5 protein-coding genes are annotated in these 20807 nt (G+C 73.4%); 1 reads left to right on the top strand and 4 read right to left on the bottom strand.

Translation table 11 applies throughout. The features are described 5' to 3' along the window. Positions 1-1093: 1093 nt before the first annotated feature. The 4 genes from OG199_RS00475 to OG199_RS00460 form a co-directional block, all read right to left on the bottom strand. Positions 1094-3448, bottom strand: coding sequence for a LuxR C-terminal-related transcriptional regulator (locus OG199_RS00475; protein ID WP_405827204.1), 2355 nt, complete (start codon positions 3446-3448; stop codon positions 1094-1096). Positions 3449-4598: 1150 nt separating this feature from the next. Then, positions 4599-5306, bottom strand: a complete 708-nt coding sequence (locus OG199_RS00470) for a VC0807 family protein (RefSeq protein WP_405827202.1) — start codon at positions 5304-5306, stop codon at positions 4599-4601. Between the two features lie 216 nt (positions 5307-5522). Next, positions 5523-6566, bottom strand: coding sequence for a Gfo/Idh/MocA family protein (locus tag OG199_RS00465; protein ID WP_405827200.1), 1044 nt, complete (start codon positions 6564-6566; stop codon positions 5523-5525). Then, the gene (locus OG199_RS00460) at positions 6563-7954 is read right to left on the bottom strand and encodes an NDP-hexose 2,3-dehydratase family protein (protein WP_405827198.1); all 1392 of its coding nucleotides are present in this window, start codon (positions 7952-7954) and stop codon (positions 6563-6565) included. The genes OG199_RS00465 and OG199_RS00460 overlap by 4 nt, the downstream gene beginning before the upstream one ends. Before the next feature lie 330 nt (positions 7955-8284). On the opposite strand from OG199_RS00460, the gene OG199_RS00455 reads away from it, so the two are divergent. Next, entirely contained in the window at positions 8285-20803 is a 12519-nt protein-coding gene (locus tag OG199_RS00455) for a type I polyketide synthase (RefSeq protein WP_405827196.1), read from the top strand. The last annotated feature ends 4 nt before the right edge of the window (positions 20804-20807 follow it).

Genomic DNA, 20807 nt, shown 5'->3' with positions numbered 1-20807 from the left:
TCGCCCTTCCCGGCGCATTCCGCACACGCGGCGCCGCTCGGGGACGACCAGTGGGGCTGATGAATCAGCTGTGACGCGGGCGGGCCGGTGCTTCCCGGGCCGCCCGTCGGCATGTCCGCAAAGCGGGCTTTGCTCATGTTTCACCCCGCCGGGCCGGCCCCGACCAGCCGGCCCGGCGAGCCGGTCCCCGACCGGGCCGGCCCCGAACGGTCGGACGGCCCGCCGCGGAAACCGGCGGGCCGTTCTGCTGTGCGGGGCCGGCCGGGCCGCCGCCGGGCTTCCGGGAGCGGACGCAGCGGCCCGCCGCGGGCCGCCGCGCGGCCCCTCGGCCCCGCCGTGGGGCGGGTGCGGCGACGTGCCGGAACCCGCCGGGGCGGGGCGCCTTCCGGAGTGCGGGGCGGCCGGGTCCCCGCTCCGGCCGGAGGGCCCGGCGGCTGCCGGACACCTCGGCGAATTCCGGCTGTCACACATGACTTCGGCGGCCTGGGGCATCCGGACCGGGACGACGTAAGGCCTGTTCGGTGGCTCGGACAGGTGTCGCGGCGCGCGGCCGGTGCCGTCCGGCGCGGCTCCGGCGCGGGAGTCGGCCGGGCCCGGCGGCCTGGCCGAATCCAGGGGCCTGCCGGACCCGGCCGGTGACCCGCGGGGCACGGCGGCCGTGCCCCGCGGGTCACCGGCCGCACCCTGCCCGGCACTCTGCCCGTAAGGCCCTGGACGAGGTGCCCGCTCCTGTGCATGGCGGCGGCCCGCGGGCCTGGTGGAGGAGGCCGTACCGGGCGGTCGGTCGGTCTGTGGCGGCGGGGTGCGTGCAGGGTGGCCGTGTGTTCCCGATACGGCCGCCGCCGGCACGGCCGGCCGGCGTCCTCCCCGGACGGGTCCCGCCCGTCATCCGGGGCGCCCGATCCCCCGGCACCGGTCCGGACCTGCGCATCGTCCCCGCCGGTGGGTGTCCTGGCGCCGGGGCGGCCCGGGGCTTTGTGGCCGCAAAGGTGCCCGTAGCGGGCGTACCGGGTCCGCTTGTCCCCGGTTTTGCCAGGGGCACCGGCCACCGGCAAGGCCGCCCGCGCGGGCGGGCCCCCGTGCCACCGTCCGTTCACCTGGACCGGTGCGGGCGCCCTCCGGGTGCGGGTGAACGGACGGTTGCCGGCCGCCGCGGAGCGGGCCCGCATTCCTCCCCGGGGGCCGGGAATTCGGACACCGGAAGGGAGAGGAGGAAGACGACCTGCGCCCTTGATTTCACCCCGAGTTTTTTGAATATGCGTCCGAGGTGGGTTTCCACGGTCTTGATGCTGATGTTCATGCGGGCCGCGATCTGTTTATTCGTCAGACCCGGGCCTATAAGCATCGCGATTTCTCTCTCACGCGTACTGAGCGGAATTCCCAAATCTTTCCCCGGATGGTGCTCGGGACCCCTTTCAATGAATTCGAGGAGATCCTGCGCGGCGGCTGCCGAATCATATGCGGTGAGTCGGTCGAATTCGGTGGCGGCGAAAGGGGCGTGCGCGGCCGCGGCGGTCAGGTCCCCGGAATCCAGACAGGCCCGTGCCAGCCCCAGCGCGAAGGAGCCGAGCAAATGCCCCTGCCCGTGGTGCAGGGCGAGGTCGAAACCGAGCTGGAAACACTGCCGGGCCCGTCGGCCGTCGCCGTCCGCCACGGCCTCGCCCAGCCAGCGCCATGCCTCCACGACCGGTGCCGCCCCCTCCCGGCCGAGCCCGGACAGCAGCGGTCCGGCCTCCCCGGCCGCCTCCCGGGCCGCCTCGGCCGCCCCCTGCGCCGCGTGCGCGGCGGCCAGCAGCGCCAGCGCATGGCTGTGCGCGGCCACGTCGCTCTCCGGCGCGCAGCGCACGGCGCGGCGCGCGGCGCCGAGCGCGGCCCCCCGGGTCGGCTGCCCCGACTCCAGCAGCAGCGCGGCCAGTTCGGCCTGGGCCGCGGGGACGGCGGCACGGTCCTCGGCGGACACCGCGCGCAGCACACGTCTCGCCTGCGAGCGGGCCCCCAGCAGCCGCAGCGCCCGGGCCCGCCACACCGCGGCCTCGGTCCACTCCGTGACCCCGGCGGGGGGCCGTGGCGCCTCCTGCGGGGGCCACAGCCGCGCGTACTCGGTCAGTGCCCGCGCCGGCCGCCCGCACAGCACCAGGGCCTGGCACCGCAGCAGCCACGCGCCGGGCGGGGCGCCGGGACGTTCCGCCGCCCGGCGGGCGGCCCGCTCGGCGCGGGCCGGCTGGGTGAAGACCGTGGCGCGCGCGTACTTCTCCAGGAGGTCCGCCTGCGCGGCCGTGGGCGGCGCGGCGGTCTCCAGCAGCGCGGGGACCGCCGCGCCGGTGTCCTCGCCCGTGGCCGGCGCGGCGAGCGCCCGTTCCCGGGCCGCCCGCCCCCGCGCGGCCCCCGCGGCCTGGTGCAGCAGGGCCCGGGCCGCAGGACGGCGGAAGCGGAACCACCCCGCCCGGCGGTCCGGTCCGACGATGCCCTCGCTGTGCAGTTCGTCCACCGCGCGCAGGGCTTCTTCGACGGACAGCAGGGCCGTGTGCGCCACCGTCTCCACGGTGAAGGGGTCGCCCGCGGCGGCGGCCGCGTCCGCGGCGCGCCGGGCGGGCGGGGACAGCGCGCCCAGATCCAGCGCCTGCACGGACGGCGCCAACGGGGAGGGGCCGCAGGCCAGTTCGAGGCTGCTGTGGGGGACACCCCCGGTGTCGGGCGGCTCGCCGTCGGACAGCGCCCGCAACAGCCCCGGAACCCCCGCCGCGTCCCGCAGGATCAGCTCCCGGTGCAGCGGGGCGAGCCCGTCGGGCAGCAGCGCGGCGGCCGCCGCGCGCGGCAGCGGCCGCAGCGGGATGTGGCGCACGGCGCCGTCCGGGTGGGCGAGCGAAGCCAGCCGGCCGGCCCCCGGGCCGCCGCCGCGGTGGACGAGCACCGTGAGCACCGGGGCGTCCGGCGGGCGGCGCAGCAGGTGTTCGGCGAACTCGGCCACCTCCCGCCCCGCGCGGTGTGCGTCGTCCAGCACCAGCAGGAGCCCGCGCCGGCCCGCCAGCTCTTCCAGCACGGCGCGGACCGCCCGGGCGACCGCGTGGACGTCGACGTCCCGCGGGTTTTCCGTGAAGGCGCCGCCCAAGGCCGGGAAGACCTGGGCCAGCAGGCGCAGGCGGGCCGGGCCCAGCCGCCGCAGGGCGGCGGGATCCGCCGAGGCGAGCTGGTCGTCGAGCGCGTCCACCAGCGCGTGGAAGGGGCGGCCGGTTCCGTCCCGGGCGGCCCGGCCGCATGCCACGGCCCACTCCCGGTGTGCCGCGGCGCGGGCCAGGCGAAGCGCCAGACGGGTCTTGCCGACCCACGGTTCACCGCTCAGCCGCACGAACCCGGCCGACGTCCGCGCATGATCCAACTCCTGCGTCAGAAGAGCCAGTTCGTGTGCGCGGACACCCTGCCCCGGCTCACCGGCCTGCCCGTGCGGCACGGGGCCTCCCTCGTCGCTGCGGCTGACGGGCAGGCTGGCGCACCGTCAGGCGCGTTCCAAGAGGTTGCTGCTGGCCGGTGCCTGCATGGCAGGAAGTGCAGGTGGGGGTGGGTGCGGGATGGGGCGGTGTCGGGGAATTCCCCGACAGGTGGCCAAGCGGCCGAATGCGCGGTGCAGCGACAAGAAGAGAGGAAAGCGGTCGTAAATTGACGTTCGCGTTGCGGGATTCAACCGTCTTTCGAGTGAGTCTCCAGCGAGTCTCAAGTTTGCGTCGCCCTTCCCCGGATATGCCCGAACCAGGCTTTCCCGCATGGAGGTTGGGGCCCACGAGGCGGCCCGCGACAACGGCGGAGCCCCGCCGGGGCCAATCACCGGCCGGTGTCCGGCCCGCGGCGCCGGCGGCCGGACACGTTCTCGCTCATTTGACGTGCGTCAGGAGAAGCGGCGGCGGCCCGTGACGTGTGCGCCGTATTCGGTCGGGTTATGCCTGCGGGCCCGCTGTGACCGCCGACTTCACAACCCCGCCGGGACCGCCGCGTCCACCGCGCCCCGGCGACACCTTCACGTCACCTTCACCGTTCCCGCGGTCCGTGAGGTGACCGCCGGGTGCGGCCGTCCGCACACCCGGCGCGGAGGGGCTCGCAGGGGCGCACCCGGCCGGTGCGCGCGGCACCACCCGGCTGTCGACGGCAGGGCCGCCGTGCCCGCGGCGGGCGCCGGGGCGGCGGGCCGGGGGTTTGCTCGACAACGTGGCGCCCAGGAACGCCCGTACGGCTCCTGCCGCGTTCCGGGGCGGCAGGTACCGGCGCGGATGCCGAGGTGGGGGCCGTGATCGACGGCCTGCGCGCGGCGCGCGGCACCGGCCGCGCCCCGGGGGCGCGGGGTTTGCGGCGGCGATCCGGGGGCGGCGGGCGGATGCCGCCCGCCGCCCGCGGGTGCCCGTTTGCGGCGGCCCGCACGGACGGCGGGACCGGACGGCCCGAGGCGGCTGCCGCACCCGGCGGGCGGGCACCCCGCCGGCTAACTCGACACCGACCGACACCGACCACACGTAACCGAGTAATCATCTCGAAGTTACCTATGTAGCGCGAAAGATCCGAATTAAACGACCGTTAAGTCTGTCGCGCCGCAGACCGGCTCCGGCCGGGTGTCAGCGGGAGAAGATCTTCCGGAAGGTGCCCGAGCGGTACAGCGAGATCTGCGTGACGACCTGGAGCACGATCCAGGTGGCCGCGTACAGGGCCGCGTCGAGCGCGGGCACGCTGTCGACGGGCAGGGAGTAAGCCATGATCAGACGCAGCAGGGCGTCCACGAGGAGCCCCAGACCCCACAGGACGGTCACGGCACGCCACACACGGCGGAACGCGGCGTCCTGTTCCCACAGACTCTCCAGCCGCGCCGACCGCCCGGGCAGCAGCGCCTTGACGGCCTGATAGGTGAACGGGCGGGCGGTGAAGAGGGTGACCAGCAGCCACACACCGGCGAGGGCGGTGAACAGGCTGTTGCGTGCGAGCACGATGCGCGGGCTCGCGGTCAGGACCGAGGCGAGGGCGCTCACCACGAGCAGCGTGATGGTGAAGACACCGAGGGCGTCGACCTTGCGGTGCCGCACCGCCGAGTACAGCGTGTGCAGGGCGGGCGCCGATCCGCTGACCAGCAGCGCGGTGATCTCGTCGGCGCCCAGGTCGCGCAGCACGTAGTAGAGGCCGGCCGGCAGGACGATGTCGCAGACCACGGTGGCGACGAAGCCCCATGCCCCGGCCGGGGCCCTGGGGGACGCGGGGGCCTCGTCCGCGTCCCCGGCGGGCGGGGGCGGCGGACTGTCGTAGGCGGAACCGGGGGAGGTGGGGGGAGCCATGAGGACACTCCTCTGGTGCGGCCGGCATCCGGGCCGGCCGGTGGGCTTGGCGGGACGGTTCTCGGGGGTGGCGTGCTCCGCCCGTCGGCTTCCGGGCCCTCCCCTTGGATGGTCTGCCCGGCAGTGGACCACGGGCGCCCGCACGGGGAGGGCGATTTCCGGTCGTCGTGTACGGCGGGACGCCAGGATCGTGGAGACGGTGCTTGGAGACGGTGCTCAGTCGCTGCCGGTGGGTCTGTCCCGTTCCTCCCGGCCGTCGCCCACGGGCACCCGCACGGCCACCTTGTTCACCAGATCGACCAGGTCCATGCCCGCCACCACGGCTCGGCGCCTGTCGGCCTCCTCCGCGCCGCCCGCGTCGCCCCGCCGGACCGCGGCCGCGAACTCGGCCAGACAGTTGTGGAGTTGGTCGGCGGCCGGGAGCGTGAACCGCTCCTCGTGATCCTGCTCCTCCAGCACGAGCACGGGCTGGTGCGCGGGCGGCGGGGTGAAGGCGCGCGTCACCGACAGACGCGCCGTGTCACCCCACAGCGCGTACGCCGACGCGTACGCGTGCTCGAAGCCGAACGTCACGTTCGCGAGGACACCGGACGGGGAGACCAGCAGCGCCTGACCCGACAGGTCCAGCCCGTCCGGGCGCGTACGCAGCACCGCCCCGGCCACCTGGAGCCCCCCGCCCAGCAGCAGCTGGGCGGCGCGCAGCGGATACACCCCCACGTCCAGCAGGGCCCCGCCACCCATGTCGGGCACGTAGCGGATGTCGTCGGCGGGCAGCGGCGGAATGCAGAAGGCGGCGTGCATCGCACTCAGCCGGCCCAGCCGCCCCTGGCGCACCAGGTCCGCGGCGAAGGCGTGCTGCGGGTGGTGCAGGAACATGAAGTTCTCCCGCAGCACCAGCCCGCGCTCCCGCGCCAGGTCGGCCAGTTCACGTGCCTCGTGGGCGTCCACCCCGACCGGCTTCTCGACCAGCACGTGCTTGCCCGCCCGCAGGGCCCGCGCCGCCCAGGTGCGGTGCAGCGCGGTCGGCGTGGAGATGTACACCGCCTCCACGTCCGGGCGCTCCAGCAGCGACGCGAGATCCGCCTCCGCCGCACACCCGAACTGTTCGGCGAACGCCGCCGTCTTCTGCGCCGACCGGCCCGCGACGGCGACGAGTTCCACCTCCGGCGCGGCCACCGCCTTCGGCAGCGTACGACGGCGCGCGATGGACGAGGTCCCCAGCGCACCCAGCCGCAGCGGCCGGGCCACGGCGCCGCTCACAGCGCCCTCAACGCCGCGACCAGCGTCCTGGCCTGCACGTTCAAATGATGGCTGTAGCGCAGCAGTTCATCCAGCTGATGCGACGTCAGCCAGCGGAACTCGTCCGACACGGCGGGGAAGTCGCTCTCCGTCTCGATGACCATGTAGTGGCTCTGCGCGTTGCGGAACCGGCCGCCCTCCTCGGACAGCACCACGTCGTAGCGGGCACTTGCACGGCGCGCCAGCGCCTGCGCGAGATACGGCGGCCGGTCCGCCTCGGGCAGATGCTCGTAGTTCTCCGGCACACACTGCACGGTCGGACCCAGCTCCACCACGTCGAGGAAGCCCGGTTCGGCACGGGCCCGCAGCAGCGCGTGCAGAACCCCGTCGATCCGCTTCACGAACAGCGCCGCGATGCCCGTGCCGCGGGGCTCCAGCAGCGGCTGCGACCAGGCGGGCACCTCACGCCCGCGGGAGGACACGTCCACCGCGACGACATCGAAGTACAGGCCGTTGCAGTGCGTCACCGCGTGCTGCGTCCGCAGCCAGCCCTGTGCCTGCGCCAGCGGGATCGGCGCCGCGCTCACCTCGTGCTCCGCACGCCGCCGGGTGATCCAGGTGCGGACCTCCCGGTCGGTGTGCAGCGACCAGCCGGCGTCCTCGACCAGGTTCTCCTCGCCGCCACGCCAGTCCGGCAGGCAGGACAGCACCGTACGGGCGTCCATGTTCACCAGGTTGTCGTGCCGCAGCAGCATGTTGACCTGCCCCAGCGTCAGCCAGGCGAAGTCCTCGCCGGCCTCCACCTCCGGGCCCACCTCCACGACCATGTTCCGGTTGCGCTTGTGCAGGAACCACGACCCCTGCTCCGACTGCAGGACGTCCGCCACCACCTGCCCCGCCCCGGGCCTGCGGAAGACGTCCATGTACGGCACCGCCGAACCACCGTGCACACCCGTGTAGTTGCTCTTCGTCGCCTGCACGGTCGGCGACAACTGCACGCCGTTGACGTTGCCCGGCTCCGACTTCGCCTGCATCAACAGGTGCGGGACACCGTCGAAGTCCCGCACCGCGATGCCCAGGATCCCTATCTCCGGCTGGTGGATGATCGGCTGCGACCACGACCGCACCGGCCCGAAGTCCGACTGCACCGCCAGCCCCAGCACCGAGAAGAACCGCCCGCTGTCATGACGCAGATCGCCGGTGCGGTGGTCGAAGCGCCAGCCGCGCAGCGCCGCGAACGGCACCCGCTCGACATGCTGCTGCTGCTCACGCTGCCGCTCGTCGATCCAGGCGAACACCTCCGCATTGCTCATCACCCCGCCCTCGACCACCGCCGCCGACGCCGCCAGCCGGGACACGAGGGGAGGGTCCGCGGCACGTGACGGCAACACCAGGTTCATCGCGGTCATGGATGCGCCTCTTCTCCTTCAGGGGTACAGCGATCGGCCCGCGCGCACGACGCTGACGGCACACGGGCACAGGCCTCGCGGCAGTCGGCTGCCGCCCCTTGAGCGTGCCGTCCCCAGTTCGGGCAGACGCCTAGACTTGACCCCTTGCCCGGACCCGCCCTCCCTCGCTATGGAGGCAGGTCCCAGCGCCCGCGAAAGGCACTTCCCGGGCACCCGGGCACCGCTTAGGAATTCCCCTAGAGCACCTGGCAGGAGCGCGGAGCGCGCCGGACACCGTGCAACCGTGAGGGCTGCCCCGACCCCGTCGCCTTGGTGTTTGGAGTGCCATCCATGAACGAGCCGGTACCCGCGGACGCCCGGACCACCGTTTCGGCCCACGAACCCGTGGCCGTGGTCGGCCTTGCGTGCCGGCTGCCCGGCGCGAGCGGACCGGACGCCTACTGGAAGCTGCTCGCCGACGGCCGCAGCGCCATCACCGACGCCCCCGAGGACCGTCGTACCGGCGCACCGCACGACGACGCCTTCACCACCGGCCGGGGCACCACGATCCCCTACCGCGGCGGCTTCATCGACGCCCCCGCGGACTTCGACGCGGCCTTCTTCGGCATCTCGCCCCGCGAGGCCGAAGCCATGGACCCGCAGGCACGGCTCGTCCTCGAACTGGGCTGGGAGGCACTGGAACACGCCGCACTGCCGGTGACCGGCCTGCCGCACGCCACCGGCGTCTTCGTCGGCGCCGACGTCTCCGACTACGCCGCACTCGTCCACCAGCAGGGCAGCGAAGCCGTCGGCCACCACACCGCCACCGGCCTCAACCGCGGCCTCATCGCGGGCCGCCTCTCCTACGCCCTCGGCGTCAGCGGCCCCAGCCTCACCGTCGACAGCGCCCAGTCGTCCTCCCTCGTCGCCGTCCAGCTCGCCTGCGACAGCCTCCGCGGCGGCGACTGCGAACTCGCCCTCGCCGGCGGCGTCCACCTCAACCTCACCCCCGACAGCACCCTGGCCCTCGCCGAGTTCGGCGGCCTCAGCCCGGACGGCCTGTGCCACACCTTCGACGCCCGCGCCAACGGATTCGTCCGCGGCGAGGGCGCCGGCTTCGTCGTCCTCAAGCCCCTCTCCCGGGCACTGGCCGACGGCGACCGCATCCACGCCGTCATCCGCGGCGGAGCCGTCAACAACGACGGCACGGGCGCCAGCCTCACCACTCCCGACGCCGCCGCCCAGGAGGCCGCGATCCGCAGCGCCTGCGCCCGCGCCGGCGTCGCCCCGGCAAGCATCGACTACGTCGAACTGCACGGCACCGGCACCCGGGTCGGCGACCCCGTGGAAGCCGCCGCGCTCGGCGCCGCCGTCGGCACGGACCCCGACCGCAGGACCCCCCTGGCCGTCGGCTCGGTGAAGACGAACATCGGCCACCTGGAGGGCGCGGCGGGCATCGCGGGACTGCTCAAGGTGGTCCTCTGCCTGGCCCACGGCCAACTCGTCCCCAGCCTCAACCACACCACCCCCAACCCGGCCATCGACCTCGACGGACTCGGCCTGCGCGTCCAGCTGGAGACCACCGAGTGGACCGCCCCGGACCCCGGCCGCCCCCTGCGCGCGGGCGTCTCCTCCTTCGGCATGGGCGGCACCAACGCCCACCTCGTCCTCGAACAGGCACCCCCGCGCACACCACCCGCACCCCGGCCCGCCGGCACCGGACAGACCGCCGACCACACCGAGCGACCCGTGGTGCCCTGGCTGCTGTCCGCCCGCAGCCCCGAAGCCCTGCACGCCCAGACCGCACGACTCGCCGCACACCCCGCCGCGCACGCCGACCCCATCGACGTCGGCTGGTCCCTGCTCACCACCCGCACCCCCCTCGAATACCGGGCCGTCGGCGCCGCCACCGACGCCACCGGCATCCTGAACCACCTCACCGCCGCCCTCCCCCCGGGCCCCGCGGGCGGCCACCTCGACCGGCCCGTCTTCGTCTTCCCCGGCCAGGGCAGCCAGTGGGCCGGCATGGCGGACGAACTCATGACCACCGCGCCCGCCTTCGCCGCCCGCATCGCCGAGTGCGAGGCCGCACTCGCCCCGCACGTCGACTGGTCGCTCTCCGCCGTCCTGCGCGGCGACGCCGACGCACCCTCCCTGGACCGCTCCGACGTCGAAGTCGTCCAGCCCGTCCTGTGGGCCGTCATGGTGTCCCTGGCCGCCCTGTGGCAGGCCCACGGCGTACGCCCGGCAGCGGTCGTCGGACACTCCCAAGGGGAGATCGCCGCCGCCTGCGTCGCCGGCGCGCTGAGCCTGGAGGACGGCGCCCTGGCCGTCGCCCAGCGCAGCAAGGCACTCATCGCACTCAAAGGCCTCAGCGGCATGATGTCCGTGGCCCTCCCGGAGCCCCAGGCACGCACCCTCATCGCCGCCTGGGACGGCCGCGTCGCCGTCGCCGCCGTCAACGGCCCCTCCTCGGTCGTCGTCTCCGGCGACACCACCGCCCTCGACGAACTGACCGCCGAGGCCGAGCACCAAGGCGTACGCGTACGCCGCATCGACGTCGACTACGCCTCCCACTCCGCACACGTCGAAGCCGTCCAGGACGAGGTGCTGCGCCTCCTCGCCCCGCTCACCCCCCGCACGCCCGACATCCCCTTCCTGTCCACGGTCACCGGCGACTGGCTGCGCGACGCCCGCACCGACGCCGCCTACTGGTACGCCAACCTGCGCCGGCCCGTCCTCCTGGAACCCGCCGTACGGGCCCTGGCCGCCGCCGGACACACCGTGTTCGTCGAGGTCAGCCCGCACCCCGTGCTGACCACCCCGGTCCGCGAGACCGCCGAGGCCGCGGCCACCCACCCGGAACACACCGTCGTCACCGGAACCCTGCGGCGCAACGACGGCGGACTCACCCGCTTCTACACCTCGCTCGGAGAACTCTGGACGCGCGGCGCCGACGTCGACTGGACCCCGGCCTTCGCCGCCCACCAGCCCCGCACGGTCGACCTGCCGACCTACGCCTTCCAGCGCCGCCGCCACTGGATCGACGCCACCCCCGCAACCCGCGCACACCCCCGCACCGCCCCGACGGCGCCCGCCCACCAGCCCCCGGCACCCGCCACCCCCTCCAGCACAGGCACCGGCACCGGCGACAGCCTGCGGCTCGTCCGGGAGAGCGCGGCCCTCATCCTCGGCCACACCGACGCCGACGCCATCGACCCCGCACGCTCGTTCAAGGACCTCGGCTTCGACTCGGTCACCGTCGTCGAACTGTGCGACCGCCTCAACCGGGCCGCCGGCCTGCGCCTGCCCGCCACCGTCGTCTACGAGCACCCGACCCCGGCCCGCCTGGCCCGCCACCTCGACGCCGCACACGACGACACCGGCGCCGGGGCGGCTGTGCCGGTGGCGCGCGGTGTCGTGGACGGTGACCCGATCGCGATCGTGTCGATGGGGTGCCGGTATCCGGGTGGGGTGCGTTCGCCGGAGGATCTGTGGCGGCTGGTGCGCGCGGAGGCCGATGTCATCTCGGAGTTCCCCACGGACCGTGGCTGGGACCTGGACGCGCTCTACGACCCGGACCCCGACCGCAGCGGCACCAGCTACGTCCGCGAAGGCGGCTTCCTCCACGACGCGGCGGAGTTCGACGCCGCGTTCTTCGGGATCTCGCCGCGCGAGGCCCTCGCCATGGACCCGCAGCAGCGCCTCCTGCTGGAGACCGCCTGGGAGGCACTGGAGCGCGCCGGCATCGACCCGCACCGACTGCAGTCCACCGCCACCGGCGTCTTCATCGGAGCCACCGCCCCCGAGTACGGCCCGCGCCTGCACGAAGCGGTCGAAGCGGTCGAAGGCCACGTCCTCACCGGCACCACGGCGAGCGTCGCCTCCGGCCGTATCGCCTACACGCTGGGCCTGGAGGGTCCCGCGGTGACGGTCGACACGGCCTGTTCCTCCTCACTGGTCGCCCTGCACATGGCCGTCCAGTCACTGCGCTCCGGAGAGTGCTCCCTCGCCTTCGCCGGCGGCGCCACCGTCATGGGCGCCCCGGGCATGTTCGTGGAGTTCAGCCGGCAGCGCGGGCTCGCGGCGAACGGGCGGTGCAAGCCGTTCGCGGAGGGCGCGGACGGCACGGCCTGGGCCGAGGGAGTGGGTGTCCTGCTGCTGGAGCGCCTCTCGGACGCGCACCGCAACGGACACGAGGTCCTCGCGGTCGTCCGGGGCTCCGCGATCAACCAGGACGGCGCCTCCAACGGCCTGACCGCCCCCAACGGCCTGTCCCAGCAGCGTGTCATCCGCGCCGCCCTGGCCAACGCCGGTCTGTCGGCGGTCGACGTCGACGTGGTCGAGGCGCACGGCACGGGCACCAAGCTCGGTGATCCGATCGAGGCGCAGGCCCTGCTGGCCACGTACGGGCAGGACCGGGCCGCGGACCGGCCGTTGTGGCTGGGCTCGGTGAAGTCCAACATCGGTCACAGTCAGGCCGCTTCGGGGGTGGCCGGGGTCATCAAGATGGTGCAGGCGATGCGGCACGGTGTGCTGCCCAAGTCGCTGCACGCCGACGAGGTGTCGTCGTTCGTGGACTGGTCGGCCGGCGCGGTCGAGGTCCTCTCCGAGGCACGGCCCTGGGAGGAGGACGACCGCCCCCGACGGGCCGGCGTCTCCTCCTTCGGCGTGAGCGGCACGAACGCGCACGTCATCATCGAACAGCCCGCCGCCGAGCAGCCCGGACCGGCGGCGGCCACCGAGCCCGCTCCCGAGACGGATGAACCGGCGGTGCCCCTGCTGGTCTCGGCCCGCTCGGAGAAGGCGCTCGACGACCAGACGGAGCGCCTTGTCTCGCACCTTCGGGACGCGGATCTGCGGGAGGCGGGTACGCGTCCTGTCGATGTGGCCTGGACCCTGTTCAATCACCGTTCGGTGTTCGAGAACAGGGCGCTGGTGATCGGCTCCGAGGTGGTCGCCTCCGGTGTCGCCGGATCCGCCGCCACACCTCCCTCCGCTGTCTTCGTGTTCCCGGGTCAGGGTGCGCAGTGGGCGGGCATGGCGGTCGAACTCCTGGATTCCTCACCGGTGTTCGCGGCTCGCTTTGTTGAGTGTGCGGCGGCGTTGGACGGGTTCGTGGAGTGGTCGTTGATGGATGTGGTGCGGGGCGTGGAGGGTGCTCCGGGGCTGGACCGGGTGGATGTGGTGCAGCCGGTGTTGTGGGCGGTGATGGTGTCGCTGGCGGCGTTGTGGGAGTCGTTCGGTGTGCGTCCGGCGGCGGTGGTGGGTCATTCGCAGGGTGAGATCGCGGCCGCGGTCGTCGCGGGTGCGCTGTCGTTGCAGGACGGTGCGCGGGTGGCGGCCTTGCGCAGCCGTGCGATCACCGCACTCGCCGGCCAGGGTGGGATGGTGTCGGTCGCGTTGTCGCGTGAGCGCGCCGAGGAACTGATCGCGGGCTGGGACGGTCGTATCTCGGTGGCCGCGGTGAACGGTCCGACGTCGGTCGTGGTCTCCGGTGACGCGGACGCGCTCGATGAGTTGGTGGAGCAGGCGGGCGCCGAAGACATTCGGGTGCGGCGGGTGGAGGTGGACTACGCCTCCCACTCGGCGCATGTCGAGCTGATCCGTGAGGAGCTGCTCGAGGTTCTTGCTCCGGTTGTTGCACGTGAACCCGGGGTGCCGTTCTTCTCGACGGTGACGGGTGGGTGGCTGGAGTCGGCGGTCACGGATGCCGGCTACTGGTACACGAACCTGCGTCAGACCGTCCAACTGGAGTCTGCAGTACGTGAGTTGGTGGGTTCGGGGCATGGTGCGTTCCTGGAGATGAGTCCGCATCCCGTGCTGACCGTTCCGGTCGCGGAGACGGTGGAGGCGGCCGGTGGTGAGGCCGTGGTCACCGGCACCCTGCGGCGCAACGACGGCGGACTCACCCGCTTCTACACCTCTCTCGGTGAGGCGTGGACGCGTGGTGTCACCGTCGACTGGAGTCCGGTGTTCGCCGGGCGGCGTCCGCGGCGGGTGGAGCTGCCGACGTATGCCTTCCAGCACCAGCGGTTCTGGCTGGAGCTGCCGAAGGCCTCGGCGGTGGTGGCGGACCCGGTGGACGAGGCGTTCTGGAAGAGTGTCGAGGACGGTGACCTGGAAGGGTTCGCGCGCACTCTCGGTATCGAGGACCAGGAGTCACTGGGTTCGGTGGTTCCGGCCCTGTCGTCGTGGCGCAAGGGACGCCAGACCCGTTCCACCCTCGACAGCTGGCGCTACCGCATCGTCTGGCGGCCGCTGTCCACCCACGCACCCGCCGGCGCACACGCCGACGGCACCTGGCTGCTCGTCGTCCCCGAGACGTTCGACGACGCCCCGCTGTTCCGGGCCGTCCTCGGCGCTCTCACGGAACGGACGGACGGCGTCAGCGTACTGACGGTCGGCACCGCGGACTCCGAGCGGCAGCGACTGGCGGAACGCCTGCGGGCCGAGGCCGAGAACCGCACCTTCGGCGGCGTCCTCTCCCTGACCGGCCTCGACGAACTGCCGCACCCCGAGCACACCTCCGTACCCCGGGGCCTGGCCGTGAGCCTGACCCTCGTCCAGGCGCTGGGCGACGCGGGGATCCAGGCACCCCTGTGGTGCCTCACCCGTGGCGCCGTCGCGACAGCCGACGACAGGGCACCCGCCGCTCCCGTCCAGGCAGGCGTCTGGGGACTCGGCCGCGTCGCCGCCCTTGAGCACCCGAAGCGCTGGGGTGGTCTGATCGACCTCCCCGAGAAGACCGACGAGTCCACCCTGAAGCTGCTCGTGCACCTCCTCGCCGGCGAGGGCACCGAGGACCAGATCGCCGTCCGCGCCGGCAAGGCCTTCGGCCGCCGGCTGATCCGCGCGCCGTACGGCCACGCACCCGCCGCCCGCTCCTGGAAACCGAGCGGCACCGTCCTCGTCACGGGCGGCACCGGCGCCCTCGGCGTCCGCATGGCGCGCTGGCTCGCCGGCCAGGGCGCCGCCCATCTCGTACTGACCGGACGCCGCGGCGCCGACACACCGGGCACCGACGAGCTCCGCCGGGAACTCGAGGAGCAGGGCACCGCGGTCAGCATCGTCGCCTGCGACATGGCCGACCCGGACTCCGTCACCGGGCTGATACGGCACCTGGAACAGGAGGACGTGCCGCCCGTCCGCACGGTCGTGCACGCCGCGGGCATCAGCGCCCTCGGATCCCTCGACGACGCGGGGATCACCGACCTGGTGTCGACCCTGTCCGGCAAGGTCCTCGGCGCCGACCACCTCGACACCGCACTCGACCCGGCCGCACTCGACGCCGTCGTCTACTTCTCCTCCATCTCCGGGACATGGGGCGTCGCCGACCACGGCGCGTACGCCGCCGCCAACGCCATCCTCGACGCACGCGCCGAGCAGCGCCGCGCGGACGGCGTGCCCGTCCTCTCGGTCGCCTGGGGCCCCTGGGCGGGCGGCGGCATGATCGCCGAGGACCTTCAGGACACCCTCCGCCGCCGCGGCGTGCCCGTCATCGACCCGGACACCGCCGTCACCGGCCTCCAGCAGGCGCTGGACCACGACGAGACGCTCATCGCGCTCGCCGACGTGGACTGGCAACGCTTCGCCGGGGTGTTCACCTCGGTCCGGCGCAGTGACCTCCTCGCCGAACTGCCCGAGGCACAGCCCGCCGACGACGAGAACCGGACGTCCGCGACCGATCCCGCGCCGCTCCAGCACCTGACGCACCTCGACCCGGCCCGGCGCCGCACAGCCCTGCTGGACCTGGTGAGCCGACAGGTGGCCACCGTCCTCGGCCACGACAGCGCGGAGCACATCGACACCGAACTCGCCTTCAAGGACCTCGGTTTCGACTCGCTCACCGCCGTCGAACTGCGCAACCGCCTCGGCCGGACCACGGGGCTGCGGCTGCCCACCACGGTCGTCTTCGACCACCCCAGCATCTCGGCACTGGCCGACCTCCTCGAAGAGCAGGCCTTCGGCTCCCCGCAGGACCCCGCCGGGGCGGCTGTGCCGGTGGCGCGCGGTGTCGTGGACGGTGACCCGATCGCGATCGTGTCGATGGGGTGCCGGTATCCGGGTGGGGTGCGTTCGCCGGAGGATCTGTGGCGGCTGGTGCGTGCGGAGGCCGATGTCATCTCGGAGTTCCCCACGGACCGTGGCTGGGACCTGGACGCGCTCTACGACCCGGACCCCGACCGCAGCGGCACCAGCTACGTCCGCGAGAGCGGCTTCCTCCACGACGCGGCGGAGTTCGACGCCGCGTTCTTCGGGATCTCGCCGCGCGAGGCACTGGCCATGGACCCGCAGCAGCGCCTCCTGCTGGAAACCACCTGGGAAGCACTGGAGCGCGCCGGCATCGACCCGCGGGCGCTGCGCGGCAGCAGCACCGGTGTCTACCTGGGCATGACCGATCAGGAGTACGCCACCCAGCTGCGCGCCGCCGCCGGGGAGGCCGAGGGCTACCTGGCCACCGGAGCCGCGGCGAGCGTCGCCTCCGGCCGTGTCGCCTACACGCTGGGCCTGGAGGGTCCCGCGGTGACGGTCGACACGGCCTGTTCCTCCTCACTGGTCGCCCTGCACATGGCCGTCCAGTCACTGCGCTCCGGAGAGTGCTCCCTCGCCCTCGCGGGTGCCGTCACCGTGATGTCCGGGCCCGGCCCCTTCATCGCCTTCAGCAGGCAGCAGGCCCTGTCCCGGGACGGCCGCTGCAAGCCCTTCTCCGCCGAAGCCGACGGCTTCGCCCTGTCCGAGGGAGTGGGTGTCCTGCTGCTGGAGCGGCTCTCGGACGCGCGCCGCAACGGACACGAGGTCCTCGCGGTCGTCCGGGGTTCGGCGATCAACCAGGACGGCGCCTCCAACGGTCTGACGGCCCCCAACGGACCCTCCCAGCAACGAGTGATCCAGGCGGCGCTGGCGAACGCGGGCGTGGCCGCCCAGGACGTCGACGTGGTCGAGGCGCACGGCACGGGCACGAAGCTCGGTGATCCGATCGAGGCGCAGGCGCTGCTGGCCACGTACGGGCAGGACCGGGCCGCGGACCGGCCGTTGTGGCTGGGCTCGGTGAAGTCCAACATCGGTCACAGTCAGGCCGCTTCGGGGGTGGCCGGGGTCATCAAGATGGTGCAGGCGATGCGGCACGGTGTGCTGCCCAAGTCGCTGCACGCCGACGAGGTGTCGTCGTTCGTGGACTGGTCGGCCGGCGCGGTCGAGGTCCTCTCCGAGGCACGGCCCTGGGAGGAGAACGGCCACCCCCGGCGCGCCGGCGTCTCCTCCTTCGGTATCAGCGGCACGAACGCCCACGTCATCATCGAGCAGCCCGAACCTGTTCCCACCGAGCCCGCCCGCACGGACGTGCCCGACCCCGCGGGAGCGAGTGTCCCCCTGCTGGTCTCGGCCCGCTCGGAGAAGGCGCTCGACGACCAGACGGAGCGGTTGCTGTCCCATCTGCGGGAGACGGACACAGAGCTGGGGGAGAGGGATCTGCGGGAGGCGGGTGCGCGTCCTGTCGATGTGGCCTGGACCCTGTTCAATCACCGTTCGGTGTTCGAGAACAGGGCGTTGGTGATCGGCTCCGAGGTGGTCGCCTCCGGTGTCGCCGGGTCCGCCGCCTCGCCTCCGTCCGCTGTGTTCGTGTTCCCGGGTCAGGGTGCGCAGTGGGTGGGGATGGCGGTCGAACTCCTGGATTCCTCGCCGGTGTTCGCGGCTCGTTTCGGTGAGTGTGCGGCGGCGTTGGACGGGTTCGTGGAGTGGTCGTTGATGGATGTGGTGCGGGGCGTGGAGGGTGCTCCGGGGCTGGACCGGGTGGATGTGGTGCAGCCGGTGTTGTGGGCGGTGATGGTGTCGCTGGCGGCGTTGTGGGAGTCGTTCGGTGTGCGTCCGGCGGCGGTGGTGGGTCATTCGCAGGGTGAGATCGCGGCCGCGGTCGTCGCGGGTGCGCTGTCGTTGCAGGACGGTGCGCGGGTGGCGGCCTTGCGCAGCCGTGCGATCACCGCACTCGCCGGCCAGGGCGGGATGGTGTCGGTCGCGTTGTCGCGTGAGCGCGCCGAGGAACTGATCTCCGCGTGGGGCGGTCGTGTGTCGGTGGCCGCGGTGAACGGTCCGACGTCGGTCGTGGTCTCGGGTGACGCGGACGCGCTCGATGAACTCGTGGAGCAGGCGGGCACCGAAGACATTCGGGTGCGGCGGGTGGAGGTGGACTACGCCTCCCACTCGGCGCATGTCGAGCTGATCCGTGAGGAGCTGCTGGAGGTTCTTGCTCCGGTCGTTGCACGTGAGCCCGGGGTGCCGTTCTTCTCGACGGTGACGGGTGGGTGGCTGGAGTCGGCGGTCACGGATGCCGGCTACTGGTACACGAATCTGCGTCAGACCGTTCAACTGGAGTCTGCAGTACGTGAGTTGGTGGGTTCGGGGCATGGTGCGTTCCTGGAGATGAGTCCGCATCCCGTGCTGACCGTTCCGGTTGCGGAGACGGTGGAGGCGGCCGGTGGTGAGGCTGTGGTCACGGGTACTCTGCGTCGCGGTCAGGGCGGCCTGGCCCGTTTCTACACGTCGCTGGGTGAGGCGTGGACGCGTGGTGTCACCGTCGACTGGGCCCCGGCGTTCACGCCCTACGCGCCACGCCGAGTCGACCTGCCCACCTACGCCTTCCAGCACCAGCGCTACTGGCTGGAGTTGCCGAAGGCCTCGGCGGTGGTGGCGGACCCGGTGGACGAGGCGTTCTGGAAGAGTGTCGAGGACGGTGACCTGGAAGGGTTCGCGCGCACTCTCGGTATCGAGGACCAGGAGTCACTGGGCGCGATCGTGCCCGCCCTGTCGTCCTGGCGCCGCAGCCGGCGCGAGCGTTCCACCCTCGACAGCTGGCGCTACCGCATCGTCTGGCGGCCGAAACCCGCGCCCGCACCGGGCACACCCGCCCCGACCCTCGACGGCACCTGGCTCGTCGCCGTCCCCGAAACCCACCAGGACGACGATCTCGTCGCGGCCGCCCTCGGCGCCCTGCACGCCGCCGGTGCCCGGACCGTCGAGCTGGCCGTGCCCGACTCCGCCCAGCGCGGCGAGCTGGCCGGGCGACTGCTCGCGGACCTCCCCGCGGACGTGACACCGGACGGCGTCCTGTCCCTGCTCGCCCTCAACACCCGTGCGAGCCAGCACAGTCCGGGCGTCTCGTACGGGCTGCTCGGATCGATGGCGCTCGTCCAGGCACTCGACGACGCCGGGATACCCGGCCGGCTGTGGAGCCTGACCCGAGGCGCGGTCTCGACCGGCGAAGACGACGGCGCCCCCGATCCGGCACAGGCCGCCGTGTGGGGACTCGCCCGGGTGATCGGCCTCGACGACCCCGACCGCTGCGGCGGCCTCGTCGACCTGCCCGCCGGCGACACGGAGTCCGCCGTACGCCTCGTACTTCCGGCTCTGCTCACCGCGGAGCCCGGGGGAGACGGCGGCCGGGAGACCGAGTTCGCGGTACGCGGGGGAGGGGTCAGCGTCCGCCGCATGGTCCGTACACCGCTCCACGCGCCGGTGACCGACGGCGACACCTGGCGACCGCGCGGCACGGTCCTCGTCACGGGCGGAACGGGAGCCCTCGGCTCGCAGGTCGCCCGGTCCCTGGCACAGGACGGCGCCGAACACCTGATCCTGACCAGCAGGCGCGGCCCCGAGGCGCCCGGAGCCGCCGCACTGCGCGACGAGCTCACCGCCCTCGGCTGCGGCGTGACCATCGCCGCCTGCGACGTCGCCGACCGCACCGCGCTCGCCGCGCTGCTTGACCAGGTGCCCGACGCCTCGCCCCTCACCGCGGTCGTCCACACGGCGGGCGCGGTCGAGACGGCACGGCCGCTGGGCGACCTCACACCCGAGGACGCCGTCGGCGTGATGCACGCCAAGGTGCTCGGCGCGCAGAACCTCCACGAACTGCTGACCGGACACTCCCTGGACGCCTTCGTCCTGTTCTCCTCCGGCGCCGGCGTCTGGGGCAACGGAGGACAGGCCCCCTACGCCGCCGCCAACGCCCACCTCGACGCCCTCGCCGAACAGCGCCGCGCCCAAGGGCTGCCCGCGATCTCGATCGCCTGGGGAGCCTGGGCGGGCGGCGGCATGGTCGACGAAGAGGTCGGCGGGCAACTGCTGCGCCGCGGGGTCCCGGCGATGGCTCCCGAACTCGCGGTCCGCGCCCTGGCCTGGGCGAGCGCCGGGCGGGAGAGCACCCTCGTGGTCGCCGACATCCGCTGGGACCGCTTCCTGCCCGCCTACTGCGCCCACGGACACCGGCCGCTCGTCGACGAGGTGCCCGAGGTACGGGAACTCCTCGCCGCACAGAACGCCGCGCGGCCCGAGACCCAGGACGACGGAGCCGACGCGGCCACCGCTCTGCTGGCCGAACTGGCGGCACTGCCCGAGGCCAAGCGACGACGCCGGCTCGTCGACCTGATCCGCACCCATGTGGGCGCGGTCCTGGGACACGGCCCGTCCGACACCGTCAAACCGGGACGCGCCTTCCGCGACATGGGATTCGACTCCCTGACCGCGGTGGAACTGCGCAACCGGCTCAGCGGGGTCTTCGGCACCCGCCTCTCGGCGACCATCGTCTTCGACCACCCGACGCCGAACGCCCTCGCCGACCACCTGGACGCGGAACTGCTGCCGGCCGTGAGCGGACCGGCCACCGATCTGCCCGCCGGTCTGCAACAGCTCGAAGCCGCCTACCGGCAGGCGTCCGACCCCGCCGCACGGCAGGCACTCACCGCATCACTGCGCGCGCTGCTGGACACCTGGGCCGCATCCGAAGAGCCGGAAGAGGCGACGGTCGACGAGGAACTGCTCGCCGCCTCCGACGAGGACATGTTCGACCTGATCGACAGGGAACTCGGGATCTCCTGAGCGG

It is taken from the genome of Streptomyces sp. NBC_01176 (assembly GCF_045039825.1).
Classification (GTDB): domain Bacteria; phylum Actinomycetota; class Actinomycetes; order Streptomycetales; family Streptomycetaceae; genus Streptomyces.
This window is presented reverse-complemented; position numbering and strand designations above follow the sequence as displayed.